Below are 25,143 nucleotides of genomic sequence, written 5' to 3'. Positions count from 1 at the left end.
AGATGCCTGAGACAGCGTCCAGGTAAAACCGGGAAAATTTCCTAGATTTGCGCCATTCGGGGCGAAAAGGTGAAGCGCATCACGCTTCGCTCACCTCGCGCGGCGCCTGCGCGTGCAGGAAGGGAAGCAGCAGCAGCGCGGAGATCCCCGCCGCGATGGCGATCACCGCGAAGAAACCGCTCCAGTGCCAGACGTCGATCACCCGCGCCAGCGGCCAGCCGGAGAGCGATGCGCCGAGGTAGGCAAACAGCCCGACAAAGCCCGTCGCCGCGCCTGCCGCCTCTTTGTGGGAACACTCCGCCGCCGCCATGCCGATCAGCATCTGTGGGCCAAACACGAAGAAGCCGGTGGTGAAGAAGCACGCCGCCTGCATCACGTAGCTGGCGAACGGCATCAGCCACAGCGAGCCGACGGAGAGCAAAATCCCGGCGGCGAAAATCAGGTTCATCGGGCCACGGTTGCCGTTGAACAGCTTGTCCGAGCCCCAGCCCGCCACCAGCGCGCCGATAAACCCGCCCAGCTCGAACATCGTCACCGCAGAGTTGGCGGTCACCAGATCCACGCCGAGCGTCTCGGACATGTACAGGTTGCCCCAGTCGTTGATCGCCGCGCGCACCACGTAGACCAGCACGTAGCAGAGCGACAGCAGCCAGATGTACGGGTTTTTCAGCACGTATTTGGTGAGGATCTCCCTGCGGGTCAGCCCCGCGCCTTCCTGCTGCTGGGCAATCTCCATCTCGTCGTGCCGCCAGTCGCCAACCGCAGGCAGGCCGACGGTTTGCGGCCTGTCGCGCAGGCGCCAGCAGAGGAACAGCCCGGCGACAATCGCGAGGCCACCGGCAATCATCATCCCCGTGCGCCAGCCGTAGTGCAGCGCCGCCGCACCTACCACCATCGGGATCAGCGCCCCGCCGACGTTATGCGCGGTGTTCCAGATTGCCCACCAGCCGCCGCGCTCGTTGCGCGAATACCAGGCGGTGAGCAGGCGCGCGCAGACCGGCGCGCCCCAGCCCTGGAAGAAGGCGTTCAGCGCCCACAGCAGGGCGAAGGCCCACAGCGAGGTGGAGAAGCCAAACAGGATGTTCACCACCCCGGTGGCGATCAGCCCAACGCCCATAAAATAGCGCGCGTTGGAGCGGTCGCTGACGATGCCGGAGAAGAACTTCGACAGGCCGTAGGTGATGTAAAACAGCGTCGCCAGCAGGCCGATATCGGTGCGCGTCATCACGCCGCTGGCGAGGATTTCCGGCGCGGCGGCGTTGAAGCTTTTGCGGGTGAAGTAGAACAGCGCGTAGCCGAGCCAGATGGTCATCAGGATATGGCGACGCCAGTAGCGGTAGCGGGCGTCGATTTCCGCTTTATCGCCAATCGGCGCGGCGCTGGCAGGGGTTTTAAACATGATAACTCCGTAGCGGCAGGCTGACGCTGACGCGCGTCCCGTGGGTGCAGGAGAGGTTCAGCGTGCCGCCCAGCGCCTTGACGCGCTCGCGCATGCCCGCCAGGCCAAAACCCTGCTGGCCGGAGCCCGGCGGCAGGCCGCAGCCATCGTCTTCAATTATCAGCTTCAGGCTGTCGTCCTGCTGCCAGCCCTGGATCGTAACCGCGCTGGCGCTGGCGTGCTTGACGATGTTGTTCAGCCCTTCCTGACAGACGCGGAACAGCGTCACGCGCTGGCCTTCGCTGAGCGTAGATTCGTTAATGCGCCAGTCGAGATGGCTCACTATTCCGCGGCTTTCCAGCTCCATCTCGCGCATCAGGGAACGCACCGCCTGCTCCAGCGACAGGTCGTCAAGCTGGCGCGGGCGCAGTCGTCCTAACAGGCGACGAACGGAGTCATAGACGCCGAGAGAAAGCTGTTCGATATGCGCTCCGCCCTGCTTCACGCTCGCGTTTTCTGCCGCCAGACGCTGGACAATGCCCGCCTGGGTGCGGATAGCGGTGATGGTCTGGCCGATATCGTCGTGCAGCTCGCGGGCGACCTCCTGCCGCACGCTCTCTTCGGTTTCCAGCAGACGCTCCGCCAGACGGCGGTTGCGCGCCAGCTCGGTTTGCAGGGACTGGTTCAGCTCGCGCAGGCGCTGAATACCCGCTCCCAGCAGCAGCCCGGTCAGGCTTTGAGCCAGCAGGGAAAGCAGCAGGTCCACCGGATGATCGTGCCAGGTCTGGCTGGCAATCAGCGCGATGGCGTTCATCAGCGTGGCGATCAGCGCCCCCTGCCAGCCGTAGTGCCAGGCCAGGGCGATAATCGGCAGCGCCAGACAGAACGGCGTGAAGCGTGAAAGCTCGGCGGGCAGGCCAAGCTGGAGCCACAGGCTCACCACAAACAGCAGCAGATACCAGATGAGGTGCCGGGCGCGCCAGTTCACCGGCTGGGAAACCAGCGCCGGGCCGAGCGGCTGCCAGACGGTGCTGGTGAGATAATGCCAGATCACGAGGCAGGTTGGGGCCAGCGTCAGGCCGCCGGTCAGGGTCAGCAGCAGGGCGTTAAGCATCTCCTTCTCGCCGACCCACGGAAGCGACTGCAGCAGCGCGGCGGCCATCAGCGCCGCCCCCTGACGCAGCAGCGTGCGCCAGTCGCGCTGGTGGCGGTAGCGGGAAATGAGGGCAACCGGGAGAAGCGTGAGCAGGCTTCCGGTCATCAATAAGGGCAGGTGTGCGAGGGCAACTTCCTGCGCCAGCCAGACCAGCATCAGCCATTCTGCGCCGAGCAAAACCGGCCAGTAGGCGCGCGGACACTGGAGCATTAAGCCCAGACGCAGCCCGAAGGGAAACAGCAGCACCGCCAGCTCCGGGCGTTCCACCAGGTGCAGGCTGATGCTCCACAGGCAAAACCAGGCGGCGGAGAAGATAAAAAAGCTGGCGACGACGGCGATCAGCCGTGAAAAAGCGGAACTCATTGCCAGCTGTCAAACATGCGGCGCGCCAGCTCGACGTCGTTGCTGACGTTGAGTTTTTCCATCAGGTTGGCGCGGTGAACGTGTACGGTTTTCGGGGACAGATCCAGCTCGGCGGCAATCTCTTTTACCGACATCCCCTGCGCGAGTTTTTCCGCAACCTGGCGCTCGCGTTTGGTGAGCGGATCCTGGCGTCCGGCCGCCAGCTTGATGGCGATATCCGGCGTTAAATAGCAGCCGCCGGTGGAGACGGTGCGCACCGCGGCGATCAGTTCGTCGGGGCTACAGCGCTTGGAGAGAAAGCCGCGCGCGCCCGCGTTGAGGGCCTGCTCGACCAGCGCCGGGCTGTCGTGAACCGACAGCATAATCGTCGCCATCCCTTTCGGCAGCTGGCTTAGCAGCTCCAGCCCGGAGAGATCCGGCATCGAGATGTCGCAGATACAGACCTGCACCCCGCGCCCCGGCAGGCCCGCCAGCGCCTCGCGACCGGAGCCAAACTCGGCCACGACCTGAAAATCCGGTTCGAGGTTCAGAAGCTGGGCAAATCCGGAGCGGACGATAAGGTGGTCGTCGATGAGAGCGATGGTGGTCATGTGTTTTCCTGCGGTCTGAAAACGCCGGATGGCGCTGCGCTTATCCGGCCTGCAAGCGCGACGCCTGCAGGCCGACCAGGGCGCTTACCTTAAGCGATCTTTATTCGAAAAACACCGCAATTTTGTTAAACATGGTGGGATCGGATTGGTTGCGCGCCACTTTGGTGACGTCTTCCAGCTTGTCGATCTGCGCCATCATCTGCTCAAGACGCTGGTCGTCGTTGACCAGTAGCCAGATGCGGCTGTGCTCGCTGCCCTGAATCGGCAGACAAAGAATGCCTTCCACGTTAAACGCACGGCGGGCAAAGAGCCCGCAGACGTGGGTCATGACGCCAGGGTGGTTGCGGACGGTGAGTTCCAGAATGACGTTTTCATGTTGTTTCTGCATGGCTTATTCTCCCACCATCTCGGTATTTGCCGCTCCCGGCGGCACCATCGGATACACTTTTTGTTCAGGGTCGATACGCACGTGGATCAGCGCCGGGCCGGGGCGAGAAATCGCCGCCTGCAGCGCCGCGTGGGCATCCTCTTCGGCGTTCAGATCGCAGGTGTGAAGGCCGAAACCGGCGGCAATCTGCATAAAGTTAATCATCCCCGGATAGGTCGCGGCAAACACGCCCTGCTTGTAGAACAGGCTCTGCTGCTGGTGCACCAACCCCAGCGCCTCGTTGTTCATCAGGATGATTTTCACGTCTAACTGGTTTTCGGCCGCGGTCGCCATTTCCTGAATGTTCATCATCAGGCTGCCGTCGCCGGAGAAGCAGATGACCTTGCGGTCAGGGTTGGCGAGCGCCGCGCCCACGGCTGCGGGCAGGCCGAAGCCCATGGTTCCCAGACCGCCGGAGGTCAGCCACTGGCGCGGACGGTTCAGCGGGTAGGCCTGGGCGGTCCACATCTGATGCTGACCCACGTCGGTGGTGATAATTGCGCTGTCGTCCACGCAGGCGGCCACGGCGTTGATAAGACCGTAGTGGCTCAGCGGATCGCCTTCGGTTGGGATGGCGCCCGGGAACTCGCGCTGCAGATCGGCCACCAGCTTACGCCAGTCGGCGCGCTCGGCTGCGTCCGTCTGCGGGATCAACTGCGCCAGCACCTCGGCCACGTCGCCCTGAATCGCCACGTGCGGCTGCTTGATTTTACCCAGCTCGGCGCGGTCGATATCCACGTGAATGATTTTGGCGTTCGGGCAGAACTGCTCGGTTTTGCCAATCGCCCGGTCATCAAAACGCGCGCCCATAACAATCAGCAAATCAGCCTCTTGCAGGATGTAGTTGGTGCTGCGCGCCCCGTGCATGCCCAGCATGCCGAGAGAGAGCGGGTGCGCTTTAGGCAGCATGCCCAGCGCCATCAGGGTCATGGTGGTCGGCAGGTTGGCTTTTTCCGCAAACTGGCGGATTTCATCCGCAGCGTTAATCGCTCCGCCGCCCAGATAGAGCACCGGGCGTTTGGCGGCGTTAATCATGGCGGCGGCGTCGCGCACGCTCTCAGCGCTGAATTCCGGCGCGGGGGCACGCTCGCCCGGCTCCGGCAGGACGTCTATCTCGATCTCTGCGGTCTGGACATCCTTAGGAATGTCTATCCACACCGGGCCCGGGCGGCCGGACTGCGCAATGCGGAACGCATCGCTGATAACCTGAGGAAGCTCGCTGATGTCGCGAACTAAATAGTTATGTTTGGTGATGGGGATAGAGATGCCGTAGGTGTCCACTTCCTGGAACGCATCGGTGCCGATCATCGAGGACGGTACCTGGCCGGTAATGCAGATCAGCGGAATGGAGTCGAGACGCGCGTCGGCGATGGCGGTGACCAGGTTGGTTGCGCCCGGGCCGCTGCAGGCCATACAGACCGCGGGTTTACCCTGCGTACGCGCCATGCCCTGAGCAATAAAGCCTGCCCCCTGCTCGTGGCGCGCCAGCACGTGGCGGATCTGCGTGCTTTGGCTTAACGCATCGTACAGCGGCAGTACCGTGCCGCCAGGGATACCCGCAACCGTGGTGATGCCCTGCCGTTCCAGCAGATGAACGATCAGCTGCGCGCCAGTAAAACGCGTCTTGGTGGATGTTGTGCCCGAACTTGCCATGCTCCAGTCCTTTTCTTCTGGGCCGACGTTCCGGGGAGGGTCCTAAACGAAAAACCCCGCCCGGTTTGCGCCGGCGGGGTTTTGGATTCGTGTGTTGATCCAGTCCCTACGGCGCATTGCCGACGACCACCACCACACGCACGACGACCACTGCGGCTGGTTGCGCAGTTTTTAGTAGGGTCGAAGTGAAGATGGATGAAGTCATTGGGGACCTGTGTTTGGAATCATTGATGGAATTTATACAAACACAGGTTTTCGGGCGTGACAATGGAAATATTTTCATCTGCGCAAAAATGCGCCAGGGATCACGTTTCAGTAGGTTGCTCGCTCATTCCAGGAATCGCTATAGATGACATTGCCGTCGCAATGCTTCCAGGTGATTTTCTCGTAGCGTATGAGAACCGTTTCAAGGTGTGTTCCGGTGTTTGCGCCGGGATACAGGTCTGGTGTGATTGAGGTTATTTTCACATTCTCCAGGAGGATATTAAAATACTCCTGTTCTAAACCCGCCTCATTAACCTGGTACATCTTAATGGTGGCTGACTGGAGCGTTCTTCCTGTACTCAGCGCTCGAAATAAAACCGGGGTTACACGATCAAATTCCTTCTGAAACATAACGGGCATGTGTATGCGCGTCCCCGTCAATTTCCCGGTATTCCCGTTGACTGGAATGTTAACATTATGAGTGAACGATTTGAGTTCAATTGCACCTTCACGTCCTGACACAAGGCAAGGTCCAACCATGGGAGAACCATTTTCATCTGTTAGAAACAAATAAGCTGGGTTTGACATAAAAAATCCTTTTTATAAATTCAATCGTACTTATCAAAGCGGCCGAAAATTATCGGATGCACAATAATAAACACAACAATAGAAATGAATGTTAGTAATACCCAGTGGTCAGGCACCAACCACAGGAACAAAGAGGCGCACGCAAAAATATAAACGGGGAATAAAACATCCGAAAACAGAATTGATAGCAGACTCTTAAACATGCCTCTTGTCCTTTAAGTCGTCATAAATTGCATCGAAATCCTTATAGAATCCCATTTGTACTTTCTTAATGAGCTCGGACAGGAAAGGCTCAATAAAGTAGTAAAGCATCTCCAGTTGTGCGGCATAGAGGGTGGCGTAATACTGAGGATCCAGTGTTTTCAGGCGACGGGCAGCAAGAGCGCACTTCTGGTCTGTTCCAATCAATTGAAGCGCCATGACAACGTTAGGTACGCGGCGTGCAAGCCGTTCGACGACGATTTCCGAGAGCAGGCCTGATTCGGAAAGGGATTTGGCCAGCCCCAATGCTATCGCTAAACGCATGGCCTTGTTTGTTGGTATGTTTTTAACAAGTCCGGTGACTTTTGAATCCATCTTACGAACGCGATTTTGTTCATTTCCATTTTCAGAATCGGTAATAACACGTTCAAAATAAAGATAGAGCATGCGTGCTATTACATCGCGATAACGGTAAAGCGAGAGAATTGAGAGGTACATTCTCTTTTCTTCTGAGAGAAGCTCATCACACACATCGTGATAGCTGGGGATTACGCATGATGAGTACCAGCTTACGCGTTCGATTCCTGAGTAAATATCAGAACCGATCCCCTTTAATGCTCTCCATGTCCCTGCAACGCCTTGCTGTCCATAAATAGCCAACTGCCTGTCACTCTGGAACTTCATCTTTAAATAATCAGATGCTTGCATAATGTATCCATACAATATTTGCGACTCTTGTAATATACATTGGAAAGCGCTGAGTTTCAAATAAGTGAAATTATTTCAACCAAACATTCACGTAAAAAATAAATTAGCTCATTTTTATTTATTATTGTTATACGCGAAGTAATTAAATTACTTGAGAGGTATTAGTAAGTTATATTAGTTTACACATTAAGTGGTGTTATCTTACAAAATGAATCTAATACCTCTCCATTAAACAGAGCGGCTTAAGCGATCCGGCTAGCCCACTTCGAAGCCAAGCAGCAGAACCCTCGCTCATCCAGCAGTTTTTTATGAGGCACATCAGAAAACAAAAAACCCCGCCGGAGCGAGGTTTTTATCAGGGTTTTGCGGTTGGTCGCCGCAGAACACACTGTGTTACGTCAACGAAAAAAGTATACGCGATCGAAGACGAACGCGCAATTCCGGCACGGATTTTGACGTTTTTGAGTATGGATGGGGTTTCGGATTTTGTCCAAAAAATACTGTTCATACATACAGTATTTATCTATACTGAGGGTGTTCGCAGTGAGCGAGGGGGCCGCAGTTTTACCGGCGCAAAGAAGTCCTGGCTGAAACGGATGGTGCCGTCAGTGCCTTAACCCCTGAAGTGAGCACACTGTGTTACGTCAATCCAGGTGCTGGCAACAGGCGGCGGAAAGGTACGCCAGCATCGTGCTCCTTTTAACCAAAAGGAGACGCGTATGAGCGTAGTGGATATGGTGATACTTATCCTCAAACTCATTGTTGCTGTACTGCAACTACTTGATGCTGTCCTGAAATTCCTTCGGTAATTCAGGTTCAAGTCGCACCTGAGAGGGGCGGGCAACCGCCCCTCTTTAATAACGAGGGAATGCTATGTCGCGTCTGTTAATTGAGCCCGTCACACCGGATGAGCCGGGGTATATCGCCCTGAAGGCTGAAAGTATCGCACTGAATTTCAACATGCTGCACAGGCTGGAAGATAACTGGCAGCGTGGTGAGAACCGCTTTAACGCGCCGGGTGAAAAGCTGCTGGGCGCGTTTCTCAACGGCAGGCTGGTCGGCGTGTGCGGCCTCAACCGCGATCCGTTCAGCCAGCAGCCGCGCGCCGGACGTATTCGCCATCTCTACGTCAGCGATAAGTGCCGCGGGCTGGGCATTGGCAAACAGCTTTTAACCGTGGTGATGGCCGATGCCAGCATCTGGTTTGATTTCCTGAATACCCACGCGCCGGAGAGCGCGTACGGCTTCTATCGCCAGGCGGGTTTTACGCTGGTTTCGGACGAACCGCGGGTGACGCACCGCCTTTTTTGTGCCGTGTAGCCAGCTGGCAGCATTAGTGTGTGAATGTTACAGTTGAGTGACAATTCACCATCCGATACGCTATGACCATCACCGTTTTTTGCATTTTGCTCTTCGCCGCGCTGCTGCATGCCAGCTGGAACGCCATCGTTAAGGCCGGAACGGACAAGCTCTATTCCGCCATAAGCGTTAGCGGATCCGCCACGGTTATCGCTCTGGTCTTACTGCCGTTTTCCCCACAGCCTTCTGCTGCAAGCTGGCCGTTTTTGATCGTCTCCTGCGCCTTACAGGTTGTGTACACCGTGCTGGTAGCGAAAACCTATCAGGTCTCCGATATGAGCCAGACCTATCCGCTGATGCGCGGCACCGCCCCGCTGCTGGTGGCGCTGATCGGCGTGCTGGCGCTCGGCGATCGTCTCTCCTGGCTCGCCTGGTCCGGCATCGGGGTAATTTGCCTTTCGATTCTGGCGATGGCGATGCATGGCCGCATACGGTCACGCAAAGGGATCGGGCTGGCGCTGCTGAACGCCTGCTTTATTGCCGGGTATACGCTGGTGGACGGCACCGGCGTGCGTCTGTCGGACACCGCGCTGGGCTATACGCTGTGGACCTTCTTTATGAACGGCTTCTGCCTGTTGAGTTGGGCGATGGTGACGCGTCGGCGCGAGGCGTCCGGCTACCTGCGCCTGCACTGGAAAAAGGGGCTGCTCGGCGGGGTGGGAACCATGGGATCTTACGGTCTGGCGCTTTGGGCAATGACGCAGGCGCCGCTGGCGGTGGTCGCGGCGCTGCGTGAAACCTCCATACTCTTTGGGGCACTGATCGCGTTTGTCCTTTTAAAAGAGAAGGTTGCGGCTCTGCGTATCGCGGCGGCGCTGGGTATTGCTGGCGGCGCTATTCTGCTGCGCATGGCGTAAATCACTGGCAACATTAGTTGCCGATCTTGTTTACAAATCCTGCCTTTCCCGGTTTTTTCATTCACCACGACAATGCTTAAATTGTCATCTCTCTGTGGTAGATTCCTCGCGCATTTATGGGAATGCGCAGTCACTTATTCTTCATTTTTCTCTTTTGGCAAAAGTATTCAGCGACATGAAAAAACAAAGGAACGTTAACTTATTGTTGATGCTGGTGTTACTGGTGGCCGTCGGTCAGATGGCGCAAACCATCTACATTCCGGCGATTGCCGACATGGCAAAGGAATTGAACGTCCGCGAGGGTGCGGTGCAGAGCGTGATGGCAGCCTACCTGCTGACCTATGGCGTTTCGCAGCTCTTCTACGGCCCGCTGTCTGACCGCGTCGGGCGTCGCCCGGTGATCCTGGTGGGCATGAGCATTTTCATGGTGGCGACGGTGATTGCCATTACCACGCACAGCCTGACCGTACTGATTGCCGCCAGCGCCCTGCAGGGCGTCGGGACCGGCGTCGGTGGGGTGATGGCACGAACCTTACCGCGCGATATGTATCAGGGCACCCAGCTCCGTCATGCCAACAGCTTGTTGAACATGGGTATTCTGGTCAGCCCGCTTCTCGCCCCGCTGATTGGCGGCCTGCTGGACACAATGTGGTCCTGGCGCGCCTGCTACGCCTTCCTGCTGGTGCTGTGCGTCATTGTCACCTTCAGCATGGCGCGCTGGATGCCGGAAACGCGCCCGCAGGACGCGCCGCGCACGAAGCTCATCACCAGCTATAAAACGCTGTTCGGCAACGGGTCGTTTACCTGCTACCTGCTGATGCTGATCGGCGGCCTGGCGGGCATTGCGGTGTTTGAAGCCTGTTCCGGCGTGCTGCTGGGCGCGGGGCTGGGCCTGAGCAGCATGGTCGTGAGTATTCTGTTTATTCTGCCGATCCCGGCGGCGTTCTTCGGCGCGTGGTTTGCCGGACGCCCGAACAAACGTTTCTCCACCCTGATGTGGCAGTCGGTGATCAGCTGCCTGCTGGCGGGTCTGATGATGTGGATACCGGGGCTGTTTGGCGTGATGACGGTCTCGACGCTGCTCATCCCGGCAGCGCTGTTCTTCTTCGGCGCTGGGATGCTGTTCCCGCTGGCGACCAGCGGCGCGATGGAGCCGTTCCCGTTCCTCGCAGGCACGGCTGGCGCGCTGGTGGGCGGTTTGCAGAATATCGGCTCCGGCGCGCTGGCCTGGCTCTCTGCGATGATGCCGCAGACCGGGCAGGCTAGTTTGGGCCTGCTGATGACGCTGATGGGGCTGCTGATTTTACTGTGCTGGCTGCCGCTGGCGTCGCGTGTTCCGCATCACGAGCAGCCGGTTTAACCGCATGATGGCCCGGCTTCTCGCCGGGCTTTTCACAGACGGGCGCAATCATCGCCTGCAACAACGGCTCCGGCGCGGGCCGCCAGGCCCCCTCTTCCCCGTCGTAAAACTGGAAATCCGCGTTCAACGCATACGGGATTTTCGCCTTTTGCAGCTCGCAGGCCATAAAGGTGGAGAACGCCATTTGCGAAGCGGTTGGCGTGAGGTGGTTTGACTCTCCCACACCCCAGCCCCCGACCCAGCTAACGTGCCCGGTTTTTTGCTGCCAGCGCAGCGCGGTATTAATGCGATTATGGATAGCCGCTTTCTCCGCCGCCGTGCCGGACGTCCACGGGTATTTACCGCTATTTTTCAGCGGCCCCCACGGGAAAATATGCCACTCCGCCAGCAGGTAGTTTTGACTGTGCGCGGGCAGCTTCAGGCTGGATAAATCCTCCGGCGCGGCGCGCAGGCGTGGCGCAACAAAGATCATGCGCTGCGGGTCCATGTCGTGGATCGCTTTAACCGTTTTTTCATACACGCGGTTTAGCGACGCGAGATTGTGGTTAAGCTTGTCGGCCGGCTCATAGATGAGATCAAAACCCAGCAGCGGATAGCTCTGACCGAAATAGTGCGCCACGGCAATCCACCAGTTGATCGTCTCTTTCTCGTTATCGGCTTTCGGGTCGTTTTTATATTCATCAGCCTGATAAGCGATAATCGGGATCACGCCATACTGCTCGCAGGCTTCCACCAGCTTGCGCAGATGGATTAGCCGCGCTTCTGTCGGCTCATCGGCGACGCGAATGCGCACGTGGGTAATGCCTTTTGCACGAAAATCGCGTACCACCAGCGGGTCGAATTCGCGTATGCCGCGCTCGGTGCGCGCCCAGTCCACATCCATCCCGACGCCCAGCTGCTGCGCATAACGGGCAGCCGTCAGCGGCGGCTCAGCGGCAATCGCCCAGCCGGAAGAGATCAGTAATGCACAGGCAATAAAAGGCTTTAACACGGTTTACCCTGGATAAATCGAAAGCATTACCTGTATTTAGCACGCTTTTTCACATTTCGTGTAGAGCGAAAGCGTAATAATTCTTCAACCTGCCAGTTCTCTAAGCCAGCCGATAAAGGCGTCTATTTTCGGCCACTGCCGGCCAGACAGCGTCGAGATATAGTAGTGCTGATGGCATTTCAGGGTCTTTTCACCAAACGGGGCGATAAGCTCGCCCCGTTCGAGCCGTTTCTGCACCAGCCGCTTTCTGCCCATCGCGACGCCGACGTGGTTGATGGCCGCAATAATCGCCAAATCGGAACGATCGAAACCAATGCCCGACGATGGCGGCATATTCACCGCAAAGTGTTGCGCCCAGCTCAGCCACTCATCCGTGCCGGAATCGTTACTCCAGGCCTGACGGTCGTGCAGCAGCGTGCAGTGGCTCAGGTTATCGGGGTTTTTCAGCAGCTCATGCTCGCGGGCATACTGCGGCGAGCAGACGGGCAAAATCTCCTCGTCCATCAGGAAGTGATGAGAGAGATGGTTTGGCGGCGTATCGTCGAAATAGAGCGCCAGATCAACGCCCGTTCGCTGCATATTGACGTAATCATTGCCGGTCAGGATGGTGAGTGAAATCGACGGATAGCGGCGGGTAAAGTCCCCCAGCATGGGCACCAGCCAGCACTGGGCGATCGACGGGCGGGAGTAAACCGTCAGCGTGCCGGAGAGCGCCTGGTTTTTGATATCCAGGATCTCCTGATTCAGGGTATCGAGGGACGATTTCAGCGTCCAGTAAACGCGCTTTCCCTCCTGCGTCAGCTCAACTTTACGGTGCGAGCGGACGAACAGCTGAATGCCCAGCTCCTCTTCCAGCAGGTTGATGCGGTGGCTCACCGCGCTGGGGCTGAGCGACAGCTCCTCCGCCGCCAGGGCGAAGGACTCATGCCGGGCGGCCACTTCAAAGGTATACATTTTCGACAGCTGCCAGCCGTTTAACAGCCGGTTTCTGGCTTCATTTGCATCGGTCATCACAATTCTCGCGCGGGTTTTCTGCGCTCAGCATACCGCTCAAGGGTGAATTTATGTGAACCTAATACGAATTAAGTGAGCTTTCTAGAGCGCAGTCACTCAGTTGATCCAATCTGGCTCACCTGAACGCCAATTTATATCGTTTGTCAGCCCACGCCGTTTTTTCGTCCAATACCCACAGATGACATAAGGGTGAGGTGAGATATGGGATCTCAGGTCTGGGTTGTGGCAACGCTGCTGGTCAGCATTGTGTTGATTGTTTTAACTATCGTTAAGCTGAAGTTTCACCCGTTCCTCGCGCTGCTGCTGGCGAGCTTTTTCGTCGGCGCGATGATGGGGATGAGCCCGCTGGATATGGTGAACGCCATCGAGAGCGGAATTGGCGGTACGCTGGGCTTCCTGGCGGCGGTGATTGGTCTGGGTACCATTCTCGGCAAGATGATGGAAGTCTCCGGCGCGGCCGAGCGCATCGGGATCGCGTTGCAGCGCTGCCGCTGGCTGTCGGCGGACGTGATTATGGTGCTGGTGGGCCTTATTTGCGGCATTACGCTGTTTGTGGAAGTGGGCGTGGTACTGCTGATCCCACTGGCGTTTTCCATCGCCAAAAAGACCAACACGTCGCTGCTCAAGCTGGCCATTCCGCTCTGTACCGCGCTGATGGCGGTGCATTGCGTAGTGCCGCCGCATCCGGCCGCGCTGTTTGTGACCAATAAATTAGGCGCGGACGTCGGAACGGTCATTGTCTACGGTTTGATGGTGGGCCTGATGGCCTCGCTGGTCGGCGGCCCGCTGTTCCTGAAACTGCTCGGCAACCGTCTGCCGTTTAAACCGGTTCCGGCGGAATTTTCAGACCTGAAGGTGCGGGAAGAGCACACCCTGCCGTCGCTGGGCGCCACGCTGTTCACGGTGCTGCTGCCGATTGCCCTGATGCTGGTGAAAACCATTGCCGAGCTGAATATGGCAAAAGAAGGCACGCTGTATACGCTGCTGGAGTTTATCGGCAACCCGATCACCGCGATGTTTATCGCCGTGTTTGTCGCCTACTACCTGCTGGGGATACGCCAGCATATGGGCATGGGCACGATGCTGACGCATACCGAGCACGGCTTCGGCTCTATCGCCAACATTTTGCTGATTATCGGCGCGGGCGGCGCGTTTAACGCCATCCTGAAAACCAGCGGACTGGCGGACTCGCTGGCGCATATTCTCTCGAACCTGCACATGCACCCTATCCTGCTCGCCTGGCTGGTGGCGCTGGTGCTGCATGCCGCCGTCGGCTCCGCGACGGTGGCGATGATGGGCGCCACGGCGATAGTCGCGCCGATGCTGCCGCTCTACCCGAACGTGAGCCCGGAGATCATCACCATTGCCATCGGTTCCGGCGCCATTGGCTGCACGATCGTGACCGATTCCCTCTTCTGGTTGGTGAAGCAATACTGCGGCGCTACCCTGAACGAGACCTTCAAATACTATACGACGGCGACGTTTATCGCCTCGGTGCTTGCACTTGGCGGCACATTCCTGCTTTCCTTCATTATCTGAGCGCGAAGAGACGTATTATGGAAAACGCAACTATCACTACTTTAACCGCACAGTTTCCTCTGATTGAGGATCTGATCGCCCTGAAAGAAACCACCTGGCTTAACCCGCGCACCACGACGCTTGCAGAAGGGTTGCCGTACGTCGGGCTGACCAAAGCCGACGTGGACGACGCCCACGCGCGCCTCAACCGCTTCGCGCCGTACCTGGCGAAAGCCTTCCCGGAAACGGCGGCAACGGGCGGGATTATCGAATCCGAACTGGTTGCAATCCCGGCGATGCAAAAGCGGCTGGAGAAAGAATCTGGTAAGCCTATTTCCGGCACGCTGCTGCTGAAAAAAGACAGCCATCTGCCGATCTCCGGCTCGATTAAAGCGCGCGGCGGCATCTATGAGGTGCTGACCCATGCGGAAAAACTGGCGCTGGAAGCCGGGTTGCTGAGCGTTGAAGACGACTACAGCATTCTGCTGGAGCCGCGCTTTAAGGACTTCTTCAGCCAGTACAGCATTGCGGTAGGCTCAACCGGCAACCTTGGGATGTCCATTGGCATTATGAGCGCCCGCATCGGCTTTAAGGTGACGGTGCATATGTCCGCCGACGCCCGCGAGTGGAAGAAAGCCAAACTGCGCAGCCACGGCGTTATCGTCGTGGAATATGAGCAGGACTACGGCGTGGCGGTGGAGCAGGGACGAAAAGCGGCGGAAAGCAATCCGAACTGTTTCTTCATTGACGATGAAAATTCCCGCACCTTGTTCCTGGGCTACGCCGTTGCAGGCGAGCGCCTGAAGGCGCAGTTTGCCGAACAGGGCCGCGTGGTGGATGCCGATCATCCCCTGTACGTCTACCTGCCGTGCGGCGTCGGCGGCGGCCCTGGCGGCGTGGCGTTTGGCCTGAAGCTCGCCTTTGGCGATAACGTCCACTGCTTCTTCGCGGAGCCAACGCACTCCCCGTGCATGCTGCTCGGCGTCTACACCGGCCTGCACGATGAGATCGCGGTGCAGGATCTGGGCATTGATAACGTCACGGCGGCAGACGGTCTGGCGGTAGGACGCGCCTCCGGCTTCGTGGGCCGCGCGATGGAGCGCCTGCTCGACGGGTTCTATACGCTCTCCGATCAGAGCATGTACGACATGCTCGGCTGGCTGGCGCAGGAGGAGGGCATTCGCCTGGAACCGTCGGCGCTGGCGGGCATGGCCGGTCCGGTGCGCGTTCATTCGCATACCAACGTAACCCACCTGGTGTGGGCAACCGGCGGCGGAATGGTGCCGGAAGACGAGATGGCGAAGTATCTGGCGAAAGGGAAGTAATTATGCCGGGTGGCGGCTGCGCCTTACCCGGCCTACGATTCGCGGCAGTTGCAGGCCCGGTAAGGCGTAGCCGCCACCGGGCTTACAGGCTCAAAATTTGTTGAATATGGGTTACCGCAAACAGCAGCGACAGCGAGAGAACAGCGAGCGCGATCAGGAACTTATCCCGCACCGCTTTCGGCTGTACAAAATCGTTCTGCGCCACGTCCATCAGGTTACGGCTGCGGGTATAGCGCCATAAAATAATGGCCACCAGCGCCAGCACGACAATAGAAATCCAGAAGGGCACCCCGGTGCGGTGCCAGTTGTGCTTGATCGCCAGGGCAATCAAAGCGCCATACCCCAGCAGCGTGCGCAGCCAGGCCAGCGACGTCCGCTCCGGCTGAAGGCCGGGGTCCGCTTCGCGCCGCGCTTTGCGGCTATCCGCCATAGAACACCAGCACCATTACCACGCCCGCCACCGTCAGCAGAATCGTGCTGATAATCAGCAGCCCGCGCGTATAGGGCAGATCCTGCTTCAGACGCATCGCCTTCTCATTGCGCAGCCAGCGCAGGTAGCCGTAAATCGCCAGCACGCCCGCAAACAGGCACAGCAGCAGCGCCAGCACTTCGCGAATCAGCGGCGTGGCGAAATCCGGCGCGAGCTGATCGAGACCCACCCCTGCGGCAAGAAAGCCCAGCGCGGTGCGGATCCACGCTAAAAAAGTGCGTTCATTAGCCAGAGAGAAGCGGTAGTCCGGCGCTTCGCCGAGGCGGGAAATTTTCATGAGGGTTCCTTGTCGTACTACGGGCAGGCTTCAGCATAGCGTAAATCGACAAGGACAAGGAGACCGGCATCGGGCGATGCCGGTCAGGACGATTAGTGCAGCTCTGGCCAGTAGTCCTTATTGGCCTCGATCAGGTCATCCAGAATCGCTTTCGCGACGGACGCGCTCGGCACGGTTTTCGACAGGGTGATCGCCTGCCAGAGTTTCTGGTACGAGCGCTGCTCCCAGGCATCCACCACCAGTTTTTCCACCGCCACCTGCTGGCTCATCAGCCCTTTCTGGAAGTGCGGAATATCGCCCACCGTGAGCGGCTCCGGCCCGTTATGGCCTACCAGGCACGGGATCTCCACCATCGCGTCGGCATCAAAGTTATGGATGGCCCCGTTGTTAGGCACAATCAGCAGCATCCTTTCCTGGGTGTTGAAGGCAATCGCCGTCGCCAGATCGACGATGTACGACGCATGTTCGTCGATTTCCAGCTCACCGGCGGCGGAGTGACCGGCTTCGATAATCGCCCGGCAGGCGCTGAACACGTGCTTCTCACGGTGATCCATGACCTCATTGGCGCGGGTACGTTCCGGGTTGGAGTGCGCGACCACGTAGTCCGGGAACAGGTAATACTTCAGGTAGGTGTTCGGCATGGTGTCCGGATCCAGCGCCTGCACGTCTCTGGCCTTGGCAAAGGTATCGTTCCAGCTCGCTTCGGTATGCGCATCTTCCGAAGGCGGCACATAGCCGTTTTTCGCCACGTATTCGCGCAGTTTCGGCATCAGATCGTTGCCGTTTAGATCTTCAATCGACGTCCACCAGCCGAAGTGGTTCAGACCGTAGTAGCGCACGCGCATCTCTTTGCGGTTTTTCAGGCCGACAATCTGCGCCATGCGCCCTTCAATGCCGATCGGCATATCGCAGATGTTGAGGATTTTGGCGTTCGGGCGCAGGCGACGCGTGGCTTCCGCGACAATCGCCGCCGGGTTGGAATAGTTCAGCATCCACGCGTTCGGGGAGTACTGCTCCATATAATCCACCAGCTCCAGCACGCCGCCGATAGAGCGCATGCCGTAGGAAATCCCGCCCGGCCCGCAGGTTTCCTGGCCCAGCACGCCGTGGCGCAGCGGGATTTTTTCATCTTTTTCACGCATCGGGTATTTGCCCACGCGGATATGCGCCATCACGAAATCCACATCGGTAAACGCCGCTTTAGGGTCAGTGGTATAGCTGAATTCAATCTCGGGCGCCTGCTCCCTGAGGATGATTTTGCACGCTTCGGCGATGGTTTCCTGACGTGCGCCGTCGTTGTCATAGAACTTCAGCGCGCGCAGCGGGAAACGGTCACGGTTGGCTAACAGCATCAGGACGATACCAGGCGTAAAGGTGCTGCCGCCGCCTGCAATGACAACTGAGAATTTTTTCATGATATAGCCTCTGTCAGGATGGTTTGTTCATTTGTTAAAGGAGTTTTCATCAGCGATTCCAGCTGGTCGCGCACCTGAGGAACGTGCAGGCCGACAATCACCTGAATGCCGTTGCCGCGTCGCACCACGCCGTGGGCGCCGAGGGCTTTGAAGACGTCATCGCTTTGGGTTTTCGCCATATCCACCAGCGCAATGCGCAAGCGGGTGGCGCAGTTGTTGATGCTTTCGATGTTGGCCGCGCCGCCGAGCGCCTGCAGGAATCCGGCGGCCTGCCCTACCTGCTGGCTGGCCGCGGCCGGGACGGTGGTTTGCCCGCGCGCCGCCTTATAGTCGGCCTTGCTGTAGAGTTTGATTTCGCTCTCTTCCCGGCCCGGCGTTTTCAGGTTCAGACGCACGATCAGCGTTTTGAAGACCGCGAAGTAGATGCCGGTGAAGCAGACGCCGATGCCGATCTGGGTGAATACCGTCGAGGCGTGGTTATGGAACATTGGGATCCAGTTTTGCGGCAGGAACTGGTCCAGCAGGCCGCCGCCCATGTTCCCGACCACGCCGAAGGCGTACATCACCGTTGCCATGGTGGCCGCCAGCACCGCATGGACGGCAAACAGCAGCGGCGAGATAAACAGGAAGGTGAACTCGAGCGGTTCAGTGATGCCCACCAGCACGGCGGTAAGCGTGGCCGGCACCAGCAGCCCCGCCACCTTGACGCGGTTTTCCGGCGACGCGGTGTACCAGATCGCCAGCGCAATCCCGACCGAGCCAAACACTTTTGAGTTGCCGTGCAGCGCGAATCCGCCTTCCGGGAAGAGGGTTTTCAGCGGCAGGGTGCTCTGGCTGAATTCCTGCAGGTGCTGTGCCCAGTAGACCTGAATCCCGCCTTCCACCGCCGCCGGGCCGAAGATGAACGGACCGTAGACGAAGTGGTGCAATCCGGTTGGGATCAGAATGCGTTCCAGGAAGGTATACACCCACACGCCCAGCGCACCGGCGGACCGCAGGAACGCCTGCAGGGACTCAATGCCCATCTGCACTTTCGGCCAGCCCAGCAGCGTCAGCCAGGCGCAGGGGATCATGACGAAGAACGCGAGGATAACGACAAACGAGCTGCCCTGGAAAATCCCCAGAAAGACCGGCAGCGGCTTGTCGAAGTAGCGGTTGTGGATGGCGGTGACGATGCCTGAGATCACAATGGCACCGATGATGCTGGTATCGAGCGTTTTGATGCCGGCAATCATCGCCAGCCCGCTACCCGCCGTCGGTTCTGCGGAGAAGTCGACGCCGAAGAAGTGGCCCCAGGTCATCCCCATCGCGTTAATGAAGTAGTTCCAGGTCAGAAAGCTAATCAGCACCGCCAGACAGGCGCGGCCCTGCGCCTGCTTCGCCAGGCCAATCGGTAAGCCAACGGCAAAAATCAGCGGCATATTGCGAAACACCGCCCAGCCGCCCTCTTCAATGATGTGAACGATCTGCGCGAAAAGATGATCAGGGGCGGTTAAGGCTTCGCCGACAAACAGCGGGTTGCGAAGCATGATGGCGATTCCCACCACGATCCCGGCGAACGGAAACAGCAACACCGGGGTAAACATGGCACCGCCAAAACGTTGTATTTGACTGAGCATTTTTAAATCCTCATGAAACAACCTGTAGGGGTAGAGGCCTTTATGGTTTTTTGCTGGCCTGAGGTGAGCATAAGAACTTACTGATGCGCGAACATGGCGTGCCGCTGCGATTCGTGATCGCATTCATGGTTTTATTTTGACCAATCAGGTCTACTTTTTGACGTAAATATGGACATGTCAGGACACAATCCAAGCCCTGATAAGGGCAGAGAGGTCTACTGGTGATCTACAAATCTATTGCCGACAGGTTGCGGCTGCGGCTGAATTCGTCGGACTACAACATCGGCAGCCCGCTGCCCGGCGAAAAAGCGCTGGCGCAGGAGTTCGGCGTGGCGCGAATGACCATCCGCAAGGCGCTCGATCTGCTGGTGAGCTGGGGACTGGTTGAGCGGCGGCACGGCAGTGGAACCTTTGTCTCGCGCAAAGACGTTCACCACGAAACCACCAACCTGACCGGGCTGGTGGAGGTGCTGCGGCAGCAGGGAAAAGAGGTGCAGAGTAAGGTCTTACAGTTTGAAGTGATGCCCGCCCCGCCCGCCATCGCCAGCCAGCTGCGAATTCAGGTGGATGAGCGGATCTACTTTTCCCGGCGTGTGCGCTACGTGGACGGGAAGCCGCTGATGCTGGAGGACAGCTTTATGCCGGTGAAGCTGTTCCGCAACCTCTCGCTGGCGCATCTTGAGGGGTCTAAGTTTGATTACATCGAGAAGGAGTGCGGGATCACCATCAGCGGCAACTACGAGAGCCTGACGCCGGTGCTGGCAGATAAAACGCTGGCCGGTTATATGAACCTGCCGGAACAGACGCCGCTGCTGCGAATTACATCTCTCTCCTACAGCGACAGCGGCGAGTTCCTCAATTATTCCGTGATGTTCAGAAATACCAGTGATTACCAGGTGGACTACCATCTGCGGCGCATCCACCCGGAAGATTTACTAGCTCATCCCCCAGAATAGCACCGCCAGTAGCTGCGGGGTGATGATGCGCAGGAACATCACCAGCGGATAGACGGTGGCATAGGAGAGCGCGGCCGCACCGCTGGTGGCGTGCAGGTTGTTGGCAAAAGCCAGCGCGGGTGGATCGGTCATGGAGCCCGCCAGCATCCCGCACAGCGTCAGGTAGTTCATTTTGGCGAACATCCGCGCCAGTATTCCCACCGTCAGCAGCGGGATCGCCGTGATAAAGATGCCGTAGCCAACCCAGCTCATCCCTTCGCCCTTGACCAGGGTATCGACAAAATCCCCGCCGGACTTCAGCCCGACCACCGCCAGGAACAGCACGATACCCAGCTCGCGCAGCGCCAGGTTGGCGCTCGGTGGCATAAACCAGTAAAGCTTCCCGATACAGCCGATACGCCCGAGGATCAGCGCCATAATCAGCGGCCCGCCCGCCAGGCCCAGCTTGAGCGCCACCGGGAAGCCCGGCACGTACACCGGAATAGAACCGAGCAGCACGCCGAGCCCGATACCGATAAATACCGGCAGCATCTGCACCTGCTGCAGTTTTTGCTGGGCGTTACCCACCATATCCGCCACGGCGTCGATGGACGACGGGCGCCCGACCAGGTTGAGGATATCCCCGAACTGCAGGCTGGCTTCCGGGCTGGCGACCAGCTCGACACCCGCACGGTTAAGGCGAGAGATCACTACGTCGTAGCGCTCTTTTACCTGCAGATCGCGTATTTTCTTGCCAAGAACGTGTTCGTTAGTCACCACAACGCGTTCCACGCGCATATCGGTGCCGCGGGTTGAGAGCGAGGTATCCACTTCCTGGCCAATCACCAGCCGCGCGTTGTTTAAATCTCCGGGCTGGCCGACCAGGTGCAGCAGATCGCCCTGCCGAATGACGGTGCCGGGCGCGGGCACCATCAGCATATCGTCACGCTTGAGGCGGGAGCAGATGATATTGGCGCTGTTCAGGATCGGCACGTCCTGAATCGCCATATTGTTCAGGTTGGGGTTATCGACCCGAATGTTGATGGTTTTAATTGGCATATGACCGTTGGTGAGGGTGGTTTCGTGGTCCTTCGCCTCTTTGTCGACGTTAATGCGAAACAGGACGCGGACCAGCCACATGGAAAGCAGAATGCCGCAAATGCCAAACGGATAGGCCATGGCGTAGCTCATCCCCATCTGGTCGACAATGCCGGGTTCGATACCCAAATCGCGCAGGATTTGCTGCCCGGCACCGAGAGCAGGCGTGTTTGTGACCGCCCCGGAGAAAATGCCCAGCACCACGGGGAGCGGGATATCGAAGATTTTGTGCAGAATTGCGGTGACCAGCCCGCCCATTACCACAATACCGAGGGCAAACAGGTTGAGCCGTAAACCGGAAACCCGAAGTGAGGCGAAAAAGCCCGGTCCCACCTGAATACCGATGGTATAAACGAAGAGGATCAGGCCGAACTCCTGGGTAAAGTGGAGCATTTCGGCGCTGAGGACCAGCCCGAGCTTGTCGGCGAAGTGCCCGACAAAAATGCCGCCAAACAGCACCCCGCCTATCCCAAACCCGACGCCACGGATTTTGATATTCCCTATCCACAGGCCAACAACAGCGACCAGGGCCAACACGCTTACGGTTAACGCGATATCACTCATGATCCACTTCCTGTGCATAACCTTAGTTATGCTAAGGATTCTCTCAGAGCCGGATGCGATTGTATGGGCGATGGCGCACAAAAAAGCCCTGCCGGGGCAGGGCTTCGTGCAGTCTATGAGTATTGTCGGGTGGCGGCTGCGCCTTACCCGACCTACAGGTTCGGCGGGCTTGTTAACTGTTTAACGCTGGCCGCTCGCTAATGGCGATACGCTGCGGCGCGATGGCTTCCGGCACGTTGCGGATCAGGTCGATATGCAGCAGACCGTTGGTAAACGTTGCGCCGGACACTTCCATATGGTCTGCCAGGGTAAAGCTCAGGCTAAACGGCTGATTAACCAGCCCCTGATGCAGCCATTTTGTCTCGGTCTCTTGTTTTTCCGGCGTTCCCTTCACGGTCAGGCGAGTGCCTTCAAGCTGGATGTCCAGATCGTCCTGGCGGAAACCGGCCAGCGCAAGGGTAATGCGATAGTGGTTATCGTCGCTTTTTTCGATGTTGTACGGCGGAAACGTCTGTTGCTCGGTGGTGCTTTGCAGGGCGTTAGCCAGTTTGTCAAAACCAATCCACTGACGCAGCAGGGGGGATAAATCATAGTTACGCATACTAAATCTCCTTCTGAGAAGCGAGTTCGGCACAGTCTAATTTTGTGCGCAGTTGTTCCTGCAAATCCTGATGGATTCACATATGCTCCCGTTACGGCAAGCAAGTCCGGGTGGGCCGCTCACGCGACCCGCGTAATTAGTTAATTTCGATACGGCGCGGTTTTTTCTCTTCCGGAATCACACGTTCCAGTTCGATAAACAGCAGGCCATTGACCAGGTTCGCGCCTTTAACGTGAATGTTCTCGGCTAACTGGAACTTGCGTTCAAAGTTGCGCTCGGCGATGCCCTGATAAAGATAGGTACGTTCTTTCTGCTCGGCCGTATGGGAACCTTTCACCACCAGCAGGTTGTCCTGCGCGGTGATCTCCAGTTCGTTTTCTGCAAAACCGGCGACGGCAATGGCGATGCGGTAGTGATTTTCGTCAACCAGCTCAACATTGTATGGAGGGTAGCCGTTGCTCTGGCTTTGGTTATTTTCTAAATGGTTAAACAGGCGGTCAAAACCAATTGCAGAACGGTATAGCGGAGAAAGATCGAAGTTACGCATAAATAAAACTCCTGAAATCAGCGAGAAATTGTAGCCTTCCACCGTGGACAGGCCTTTGCGCCCCCGAACACCCATCAGGCGAGTTCGTTATCGGGCCACATTCTTAAAATGGGTCTGCAATCGGGCTTTTCAAGAACGACAGCTGCACTTTTTTTTGCACTTTCCTGCATCTCGCATAGACTGGGACAACAGCACAAAGGGTTAAATTGCGATGGCTGCCACAGTGCGGGGTTATAGGGCTATCCATTTTGGATAAGGCTCGCTATAACCCTGAGTTGCAGGTCTATGCAGTGCCATTAACGATGACTGAGTGATGATGAAAAATGTTCTGATAAAGCTGACGACGTTCAGCGGGGTAGTGTTACTTTGCGGGTGTTCGAGCGTGATGTCTCACACCGGCGGTAAAGAAGGAACATATCCGGGGACGCGCGCCAGCGCGGCGATGATCTCCGATGACGATACAAACTGGGGCACCAAATCCCTGGTTATCCTGGATATGCCGTTTACGGCCGTGGCGGATACGCTTCTGCTGCCGTGGGATATGTTTCGTAAGGACAACTCCGTACGCTCGCGGGTAGAGAAAAGCGAGCAGGAAAATCTGGCGACAAACGCCGTCATCCCGCCCGCTGACATGCCTCCACGCTAGTACTGCGCGGTTTCCGTCACCCAAAGCTGACGGAAACCGGCTGTCTCCTCCATCCACGCAATAACGCGCCCGTCAGGGGAAAACACGACCGCATCAGCAGACGGTGGGTTGCCGTGATCGGACGTCAAAAACGTCACCTCTCCGGTCTGTGCGTCGCAGCAGGCGATCCGATTTTCGAGCACAAACCCCAGACGATCGCCGGAAGGATGCCAGTTAAATGCAGACTGAATATCGCTCCCGTTACGCGTCAACTGGCGCGGCTCGCCGCCCTCAGGAGAGATCAGCCACAGCTGCACGATGCCGTTATCATCCCGCATCAGAAACGCAATCTGTGTCCCCTGCGGGTTACAGCGAACCCAGTGACGCGGCACGTTCACCAGGCCCGGGTACGCCCTCTGATGCGTAAAGGTCAAACGACGCTGCTTCACACCCGCAGGTGGCGCTGGCAGGGTCTCCGTCGTGCCCTGTAGCGGCGCATCGCCCGCACGCTTCCAGCCCTGCTCGTCTTCCGGCAAATTTACGATAAACAGTTCGGGTACTTTTTCGCCCTGCGCGGAGAGGGTGTCGCCGATAAACGCCAGCCTGTCGTTGCCCACCCACCCCTCTTCGTAAGCGCGGTTGATTTCATCGCTGCCCGGCTGTGGGTTAGGCGTGGTGCGGCTGACCAGCACGCTCCAGAATGTACCTGAATATTCGCGCGGATGGTTTCCGCGCGGGTTCACCGGGCCGTAAGGCGCAGCCACGCCGACGTTGCGTAAATCGAGTTTAGGATCGCGCTCGTGCAGAACATGGTCGTTATAGGTAAAGCTGACGAGCCGCCCGTTCGGGCTGAAGACATGGACGTGGCTGCCGCCGCGCAGCGCGCCTGCGGTGTAAGGCGCTGTGATATCCATCGCGTCCAGGTTGCTCACCTGACCGTTTTGTGCAACCACTCCCTGACGATGATGAAAATCGTAGTGCCAGTCCGCATCCGGGTTTTTCGGGCCGTGGATAAAGACATATTTCTCTTCTGCAGGATGAACGGTCACCACGCCGACATGCGCGTCGTCAGTCGCGCGATATACCACCTCTACCTCACCCGTCGCGACATTGACCCGCTCGATGGTTTCACCGGTGAACGACGCACCGGACGGGCGCACGTCGTAGACCAGCCACTGGCTGTCCGGCGTCCAGGTATTGATGTTGGTCAGCTGGTGGTTGCGGGAAGCGAAGGTGATTTGTTTCATGAGGATACCCTGATGCACGGTGAGTGCATCAGG

26 protein-coding genes and 1 other annotated feature are annotated in these 25,143 nt (G+C 58.0%); of the genes, 8 read left to right on the top strand and 18 right to left on the bottom strand.

Annotation, left to right across the window (positions count from 1 at the left end; all coding sequences use genetic code 11):
- Window positions 1-79: 79 nt before the first annotated feature.
- The 8 genes from ACMGGX_RS10010 to ACMGGX_RS09975 all read right to left on the bottom strand — a co-directional run bounded on the left by ACMGGX_RS10010 (window position 80) and on the right by ACMGGX_RS09975 (window position 7,268).
- A complete protein-coding gene (locus tag ACMGGX_RS10010; RefSeq protein WP_420298321.1) occupies window positions 80-1,399 on the bottom strand; it encodes an MFS transporter in 1,320 nt (439 codons plus the stop codon).
- Window positions 1,392-2,897, bottom strand: coding sequence for a signal transduction histidine-protein kinase/phosphatase UhpB (gene uhpB / locus ACMGGX_RS10005; RefSeq protein WP_252047458.1), 1,506 nt, complete (start codon window positions 2,895-2,897; stop codon window positions 1,392-1,394). Before uhpB ends, ACMGGX_RS10010 begins: the two co-directional genes overlap by 8 nt.
- Window positions 2,894-3,487, bottom strand: a complete 594-nt coding sequence (gene uhpA, locus ACMGGX_RS10000; RefSeq protein ID WP_014881931.1) for a transcriptional regulator UhpA — start codon at window positions 3,485-3,487, stop codon at window positions 2,894-2,896. Before uhpA ends, uhpB begins: the two co-directional genes overlap by 4 nt.
- A 100-nt stretch (window positions 3,488-3,587) precedes the next feature.
- On the bottom strand, window positions 3,588-3,875 hold the full coding sequence (ilvN, locus tag ACMGGX_RS09995; protein WP_006808802.1) for an acetolactate synthase small subunit: 288 nt from the start codon (window positions 3,873-3,875) through the stop codon (window positions 3,588-3,590).
- 3 nt (window positions 3,876-3,878) lie between these two features.
- Window positions 3,879-5,567: an acetolactate synthase large subunit gene (ilvB, locus tag ACMGGX_RS09990; protein ID WP_047743262.1), complete on the bottom strand. Its 1,689-nt coding sequence runs from the start codon at window positions 5,565-5,567 to the stop codon at window positions 3,879-3,881.
- Between the two features lie 106 nt (window positions 5,568-5,673).
- Window positions 5,674-5,772, bottom strand: a complete 99-nt coding sequence (ivbL, locus tag ACMGGX_RS09985) for an ilvB operon leader peptide IvbL (RefSeq protein ID WP_057979964.1) — start codon at window positions 5,770-5,772, stop codon at window positions 5,674-5,676.
- Window positions 5,773-5,879: 107 nt separating this feature from the next.
- Entirely contained in the window at window positions 5,880-6,359 is a 480-nt protein-coding gene (locus tag ACMGGX_RS09980; protein ID WP_420298320.1) for an Hcp family type VI secretion system effector, read from the bottom strand.
- 195 nt (window positions 6,360-6,554) lie between these two features.
- Window positions 6,555-7,268: a hypothetical protein gene (locus tag ACMGGX_RS09975; RefSeq protein ID WP_420298319.1), complete on the bottom strand. Its 714-nt coding sequence runs from the start codon at window positions 7,266-7,268 to the stop codon at window positions 6,555-6,557.
- Between the two features lie 719 nt (window positions 7,269-7,987).
- On the opposite strand from ACMGGX_RS09975, the gene tisB reads away from it, so the two are divergent.
- From tisB to emrD, 4 genes are all read left to right on the top strand, one after another.
- Window positions 7,988-8,077: a type I toxin-antitoxin system toxin TisB gene (gene tisB / locus ACMGGX_RS09970; RefSeq protein WP_023309830.1), complete on the top strand. Its 90-nt coding sequence runs from the start codon at window positions 7,988-7,990 to the stop codon at window positions 8,075-8,077.
- A gap of 64 nt (window positions 8,078-8,141) precedes the next feature.
- A complete protein-coding gene (locus ACMGGX_RS09965; RefSeq protein WP_420298318.1) occupies window positions 8,142-8,588 on the top strand; it encodes a GNAT family N-acetyltransferase in 447 nt (148 codons plus the stop codon).
- 62 nt (window positions 8,589-8,650) lie between these two features.
- Window positions 8,651-9,484, top strand: a complete 834-nt coding sequence (locus tag ACMGGX_RS09960; RefSeq protein WP_420298317.1) for an EamA family transporter — start codon at window positions 8,651-8,653, stop codon at window positions 9,482-9,484.
- A 175-nt stretch (window positions 9,485-9,659) separates the two neighbouring features.
- Window positions 9,660-10,844: a multidrug efflux MFS transporter EmrD gene (gene emrD, locus ACMGGX_RS09955; RefSeq protein WP_181594087.1), complete on the top strand. Its 1,185-nt coding sequence runs from the start codon at window positions 9,660-9,662 to the stop codon at window positions 10,842-10,844.
- On the opposite strand, the gene ACMGGX_RS09950 is transcribed toward emrD, so the two are convergent.
- Together ACMGGX_RS09950 and dsdC are read right to left on the bottom strand one after the other, a co-directional pair.
- Window positions 10,747-11,835, bottom strand: coding sequence for a cellulase family glycosylhydrolase (locus ACMGGX_RS09950; protein ID WP_348562070.1), 1,089 nt, complete (start codon window positions 11,833-11,835; stop codon window positions 10,747-10,749). The genes emrD and ACMGGX_RS09950 overlap by 98 nt on opposite strands.
- A gap of 84 nt (window positions 11,836-11,919) precedes the next feature.
- Entirely contained in the window at window positions 11,920-12,846 is a 927-nt protein-coding gene (gene dsdC / locus ACMGGX_RS09945) for a DNA-binding transcriptional regulator DsdC (protein ID WP_069303447.1), read from the bottom strand.
- Between the two features lie 204 nt (window positions 12,847-13,050).
- On the opposite strand from dsdC, the gene dsdX reads away from it, so the two are divergent.
- Together dsdX and dsdA are read left to right on the top strand one after the other, a co-directional pair.
- Window positions 13,051-14,388: a D-serine transporter DsdX gene (gene dsdX, locus ACMGGX_RS09940; RefSeq protein WP_023309824.1), complete on the top strand. Its 1,338-nt coding sequence runs from the start codon at window positions 13,051-13,053 to the stop codon at window positions 14,386-14,388.
- 17 nt (window positions 14,389-14,405) lie between these two features.
- On the top strand, window positions 14,406-15,692 hold the full coding sequence (gene dsdA / locus ACMGGX_RS09935; protein WP_420298316.1) for a D-serine ammonia-lyase: 1,287 nt from the start codon (window positions 14,406-14,408) through the stop codon (window positions 15,690-15,692).
- A gap of 82 nt (window positions 15,693-15,774) precedes the next feature.
- On the opposite strand, the gene ACMGGX_RS09930 is transcribed toward dsdA, so the two are convergent.
- The 4 genes from ACMGGX_RS09930 to ACMGGX_RS09915 all read right to left on the bottom strand — a co-directional run bounded on the left by ACMGGX_RS09930 (window position 15,775) and on the right by ACMGGX_RS09915 (window position 19,493).
- On the bottom strand, window positions 15,775-16,122 hold the full coding sequence (locus ACMGGX_RS09930) for a DUF202 domain-containing protein (RefSeq protein WP_047059222.1): 348 nt from the start codon (window positions 16,120-16,122) through the stop codon (window positions 15,775-15,777).
- Window positions 16,112-16,459 carry a YidH family protein gene (locus ACMGGX_RS09925; RefSeq protein WP_023309821.1) on the bottom strand — a complete coding sequence of 116 codons (348 nt, stop codon included), beginning with the start codon at window positions 16,457-16,459 and terminating at the stop codon, window positions 16,112-16,114. Before ACMGGX_RS09925 ends, ACMGGX_RS09930 begins: the two co-directional genes overlap by 11 nt.
- A gap of 92 nt (window positions 16,460-16,551) precedes the next feature.
- Entirely contained in the window at window positions 16,552-17,874 is a 1,323-nt protein-coding gene (locus ACMGGX_RS09920) for a 6-phospho-alpha-glucosidase (protein ID WP_223535373.1), read from the bottom strand.
- Window positions 17,871-19,493 carry an alpha-glucoside-specific PTS transporter subunit IIBC gene (locus ACMGGX_RS09915; protein WP_420298315.1) on the bottom strand — a complete coding sequence of 541 codons (1,623 nt, stop codon included), beginning with the start codon at window positions 19,491-19,493 and terminating at the stop codon, window positions 17,871-17,873. The genes ACMGGX_RS09920 and ACMGGX_RS09915 overlap by 4 nt, the downstream gene beginning before the upstream one ends.
- 221 nt (window positions 19,494-19,714) lie before the next feature.
- Here ACMGGX_RS09915 and ACMGGX_RS09910 point away from each other — a divergent pair, with 221 nt between their 5' ends.
- On the top strand, window positions 19,715-20,449 hold the full coding sequence (locus ACMGGX_RS09910) for a GntR family transcriptional regulator (protein ID WP_348562066.1): 735 nt from the start codon (window positions 19,715-19,717) through the stop codon (window positions 20,447-20,449).
- Here the strand turns inward: ACMGGX_RS09910 and ACMGGX_RS09905 are convergent.
- The 3 genes from ACMGGX_RS09905 to ibpA form a co-directional block, all read right to left on the bottom strand.
- Window positions 20,429-22,090, bottom strand: coding sequence for a putative transporter (locus ACMGGX_RS09905; RefSeq protein ID WP_039260365.1), 1,662 nt, complete (start codon window positions 22,088-22,090; stop codon window positions 20,429-20,431). The two genes, ACMGGX_RS09910 and ACMGGX_RS09905, sit on opposite strands and share 21 nt — an antisense overlap.
- A gap of 172 nt (window positions 22,091-22,262) precedes the next feature.
- The gene (gene ibpB / locus ACMGGX_RS09900; protein WP_032662053.1) at window positions 22,263-22,691 is read right to left on the bottom strand and encodes a small heat shock chaperone IbpB; all 429 of its coding nucleotides are present in this window, start codon (window positions 22,689-22,691) and stop codon (window positions 22,263-22,265) included.
- A gap of 136 nt (window positions 22,692-22,827) precedes the next feature.
- Window positions 22,828-23,238, bottom strand: a complete 411-nt coding sequence (gene ibpA, locus ACMGGX_RS09895; RefSeq protein ID WP_008500162.1) for a small heat shock chaperone IbpA — start codon at window positions 23,236-23,238, stop codon at window positions 22,828-22,830.
- Window positions 23,232-23,303 (bottom strand) — a sequence feature (ROSE (Repression Of Heat Shock gene Expression) occurs in the 5'-region of heat shock genes and acts as an RNA thermometer to modulate expression.). It overlaps the preceding gene by 7 nt.
- 248 nt (window positions 23,304-23,551) lie before the next feature.
- Between ibpA and ACMGGX_RS09890 the strand changes: the two genes are divergently transcribed.
- On the top strand, window positions 23,552-23,884 hold the full coding sequence (locus tag ACMGGX_RS09890) for a YceK/YidQ family lipoprotein (protein WP_032662055.1): 333 nt from the start codon (window positions 23,552-23,554) through the stop codon (window positions 23,882-23,884).
- Here the strand turns inward: ACMGGX_RS09890 and ACMGGX_RS09885 are convergent.
- Window positions 23,881-25,110: a DUF3748 domain-containing protein gene (locus tag ACMGGX_RS09885; protein WP_420298314.1), complete on the bottom strand. Its 1,230-nt coding sequence runs from the start codon at window positions 25,108-25,110 to the stop codon at window positions 23,881-23,883. The two genes, ACMGGX_RS09890 and ACMGGX_RS09885, sit on opposite strands and share 4 nt — an antisense overlap.
- Between the last annotated feature and the right edge of the window lie 33 nt (window positions 25,111-25,143).

This window comes from Enterobacter sp. BNK-29 (genome assembly GCF_048684785.1).
GTDB lineage: Bacteria > Pseudomonadota > Gammaproteobacteria > Enterobacterales > Enterobacteriaceae > Enterobacter > Enterobacter cloacae_M.
The sequence above is the reverse complement of the archived record's forward strand: the minus strand, read 5'-3'. Positions and strand labels throughout refer to the sequence as shown.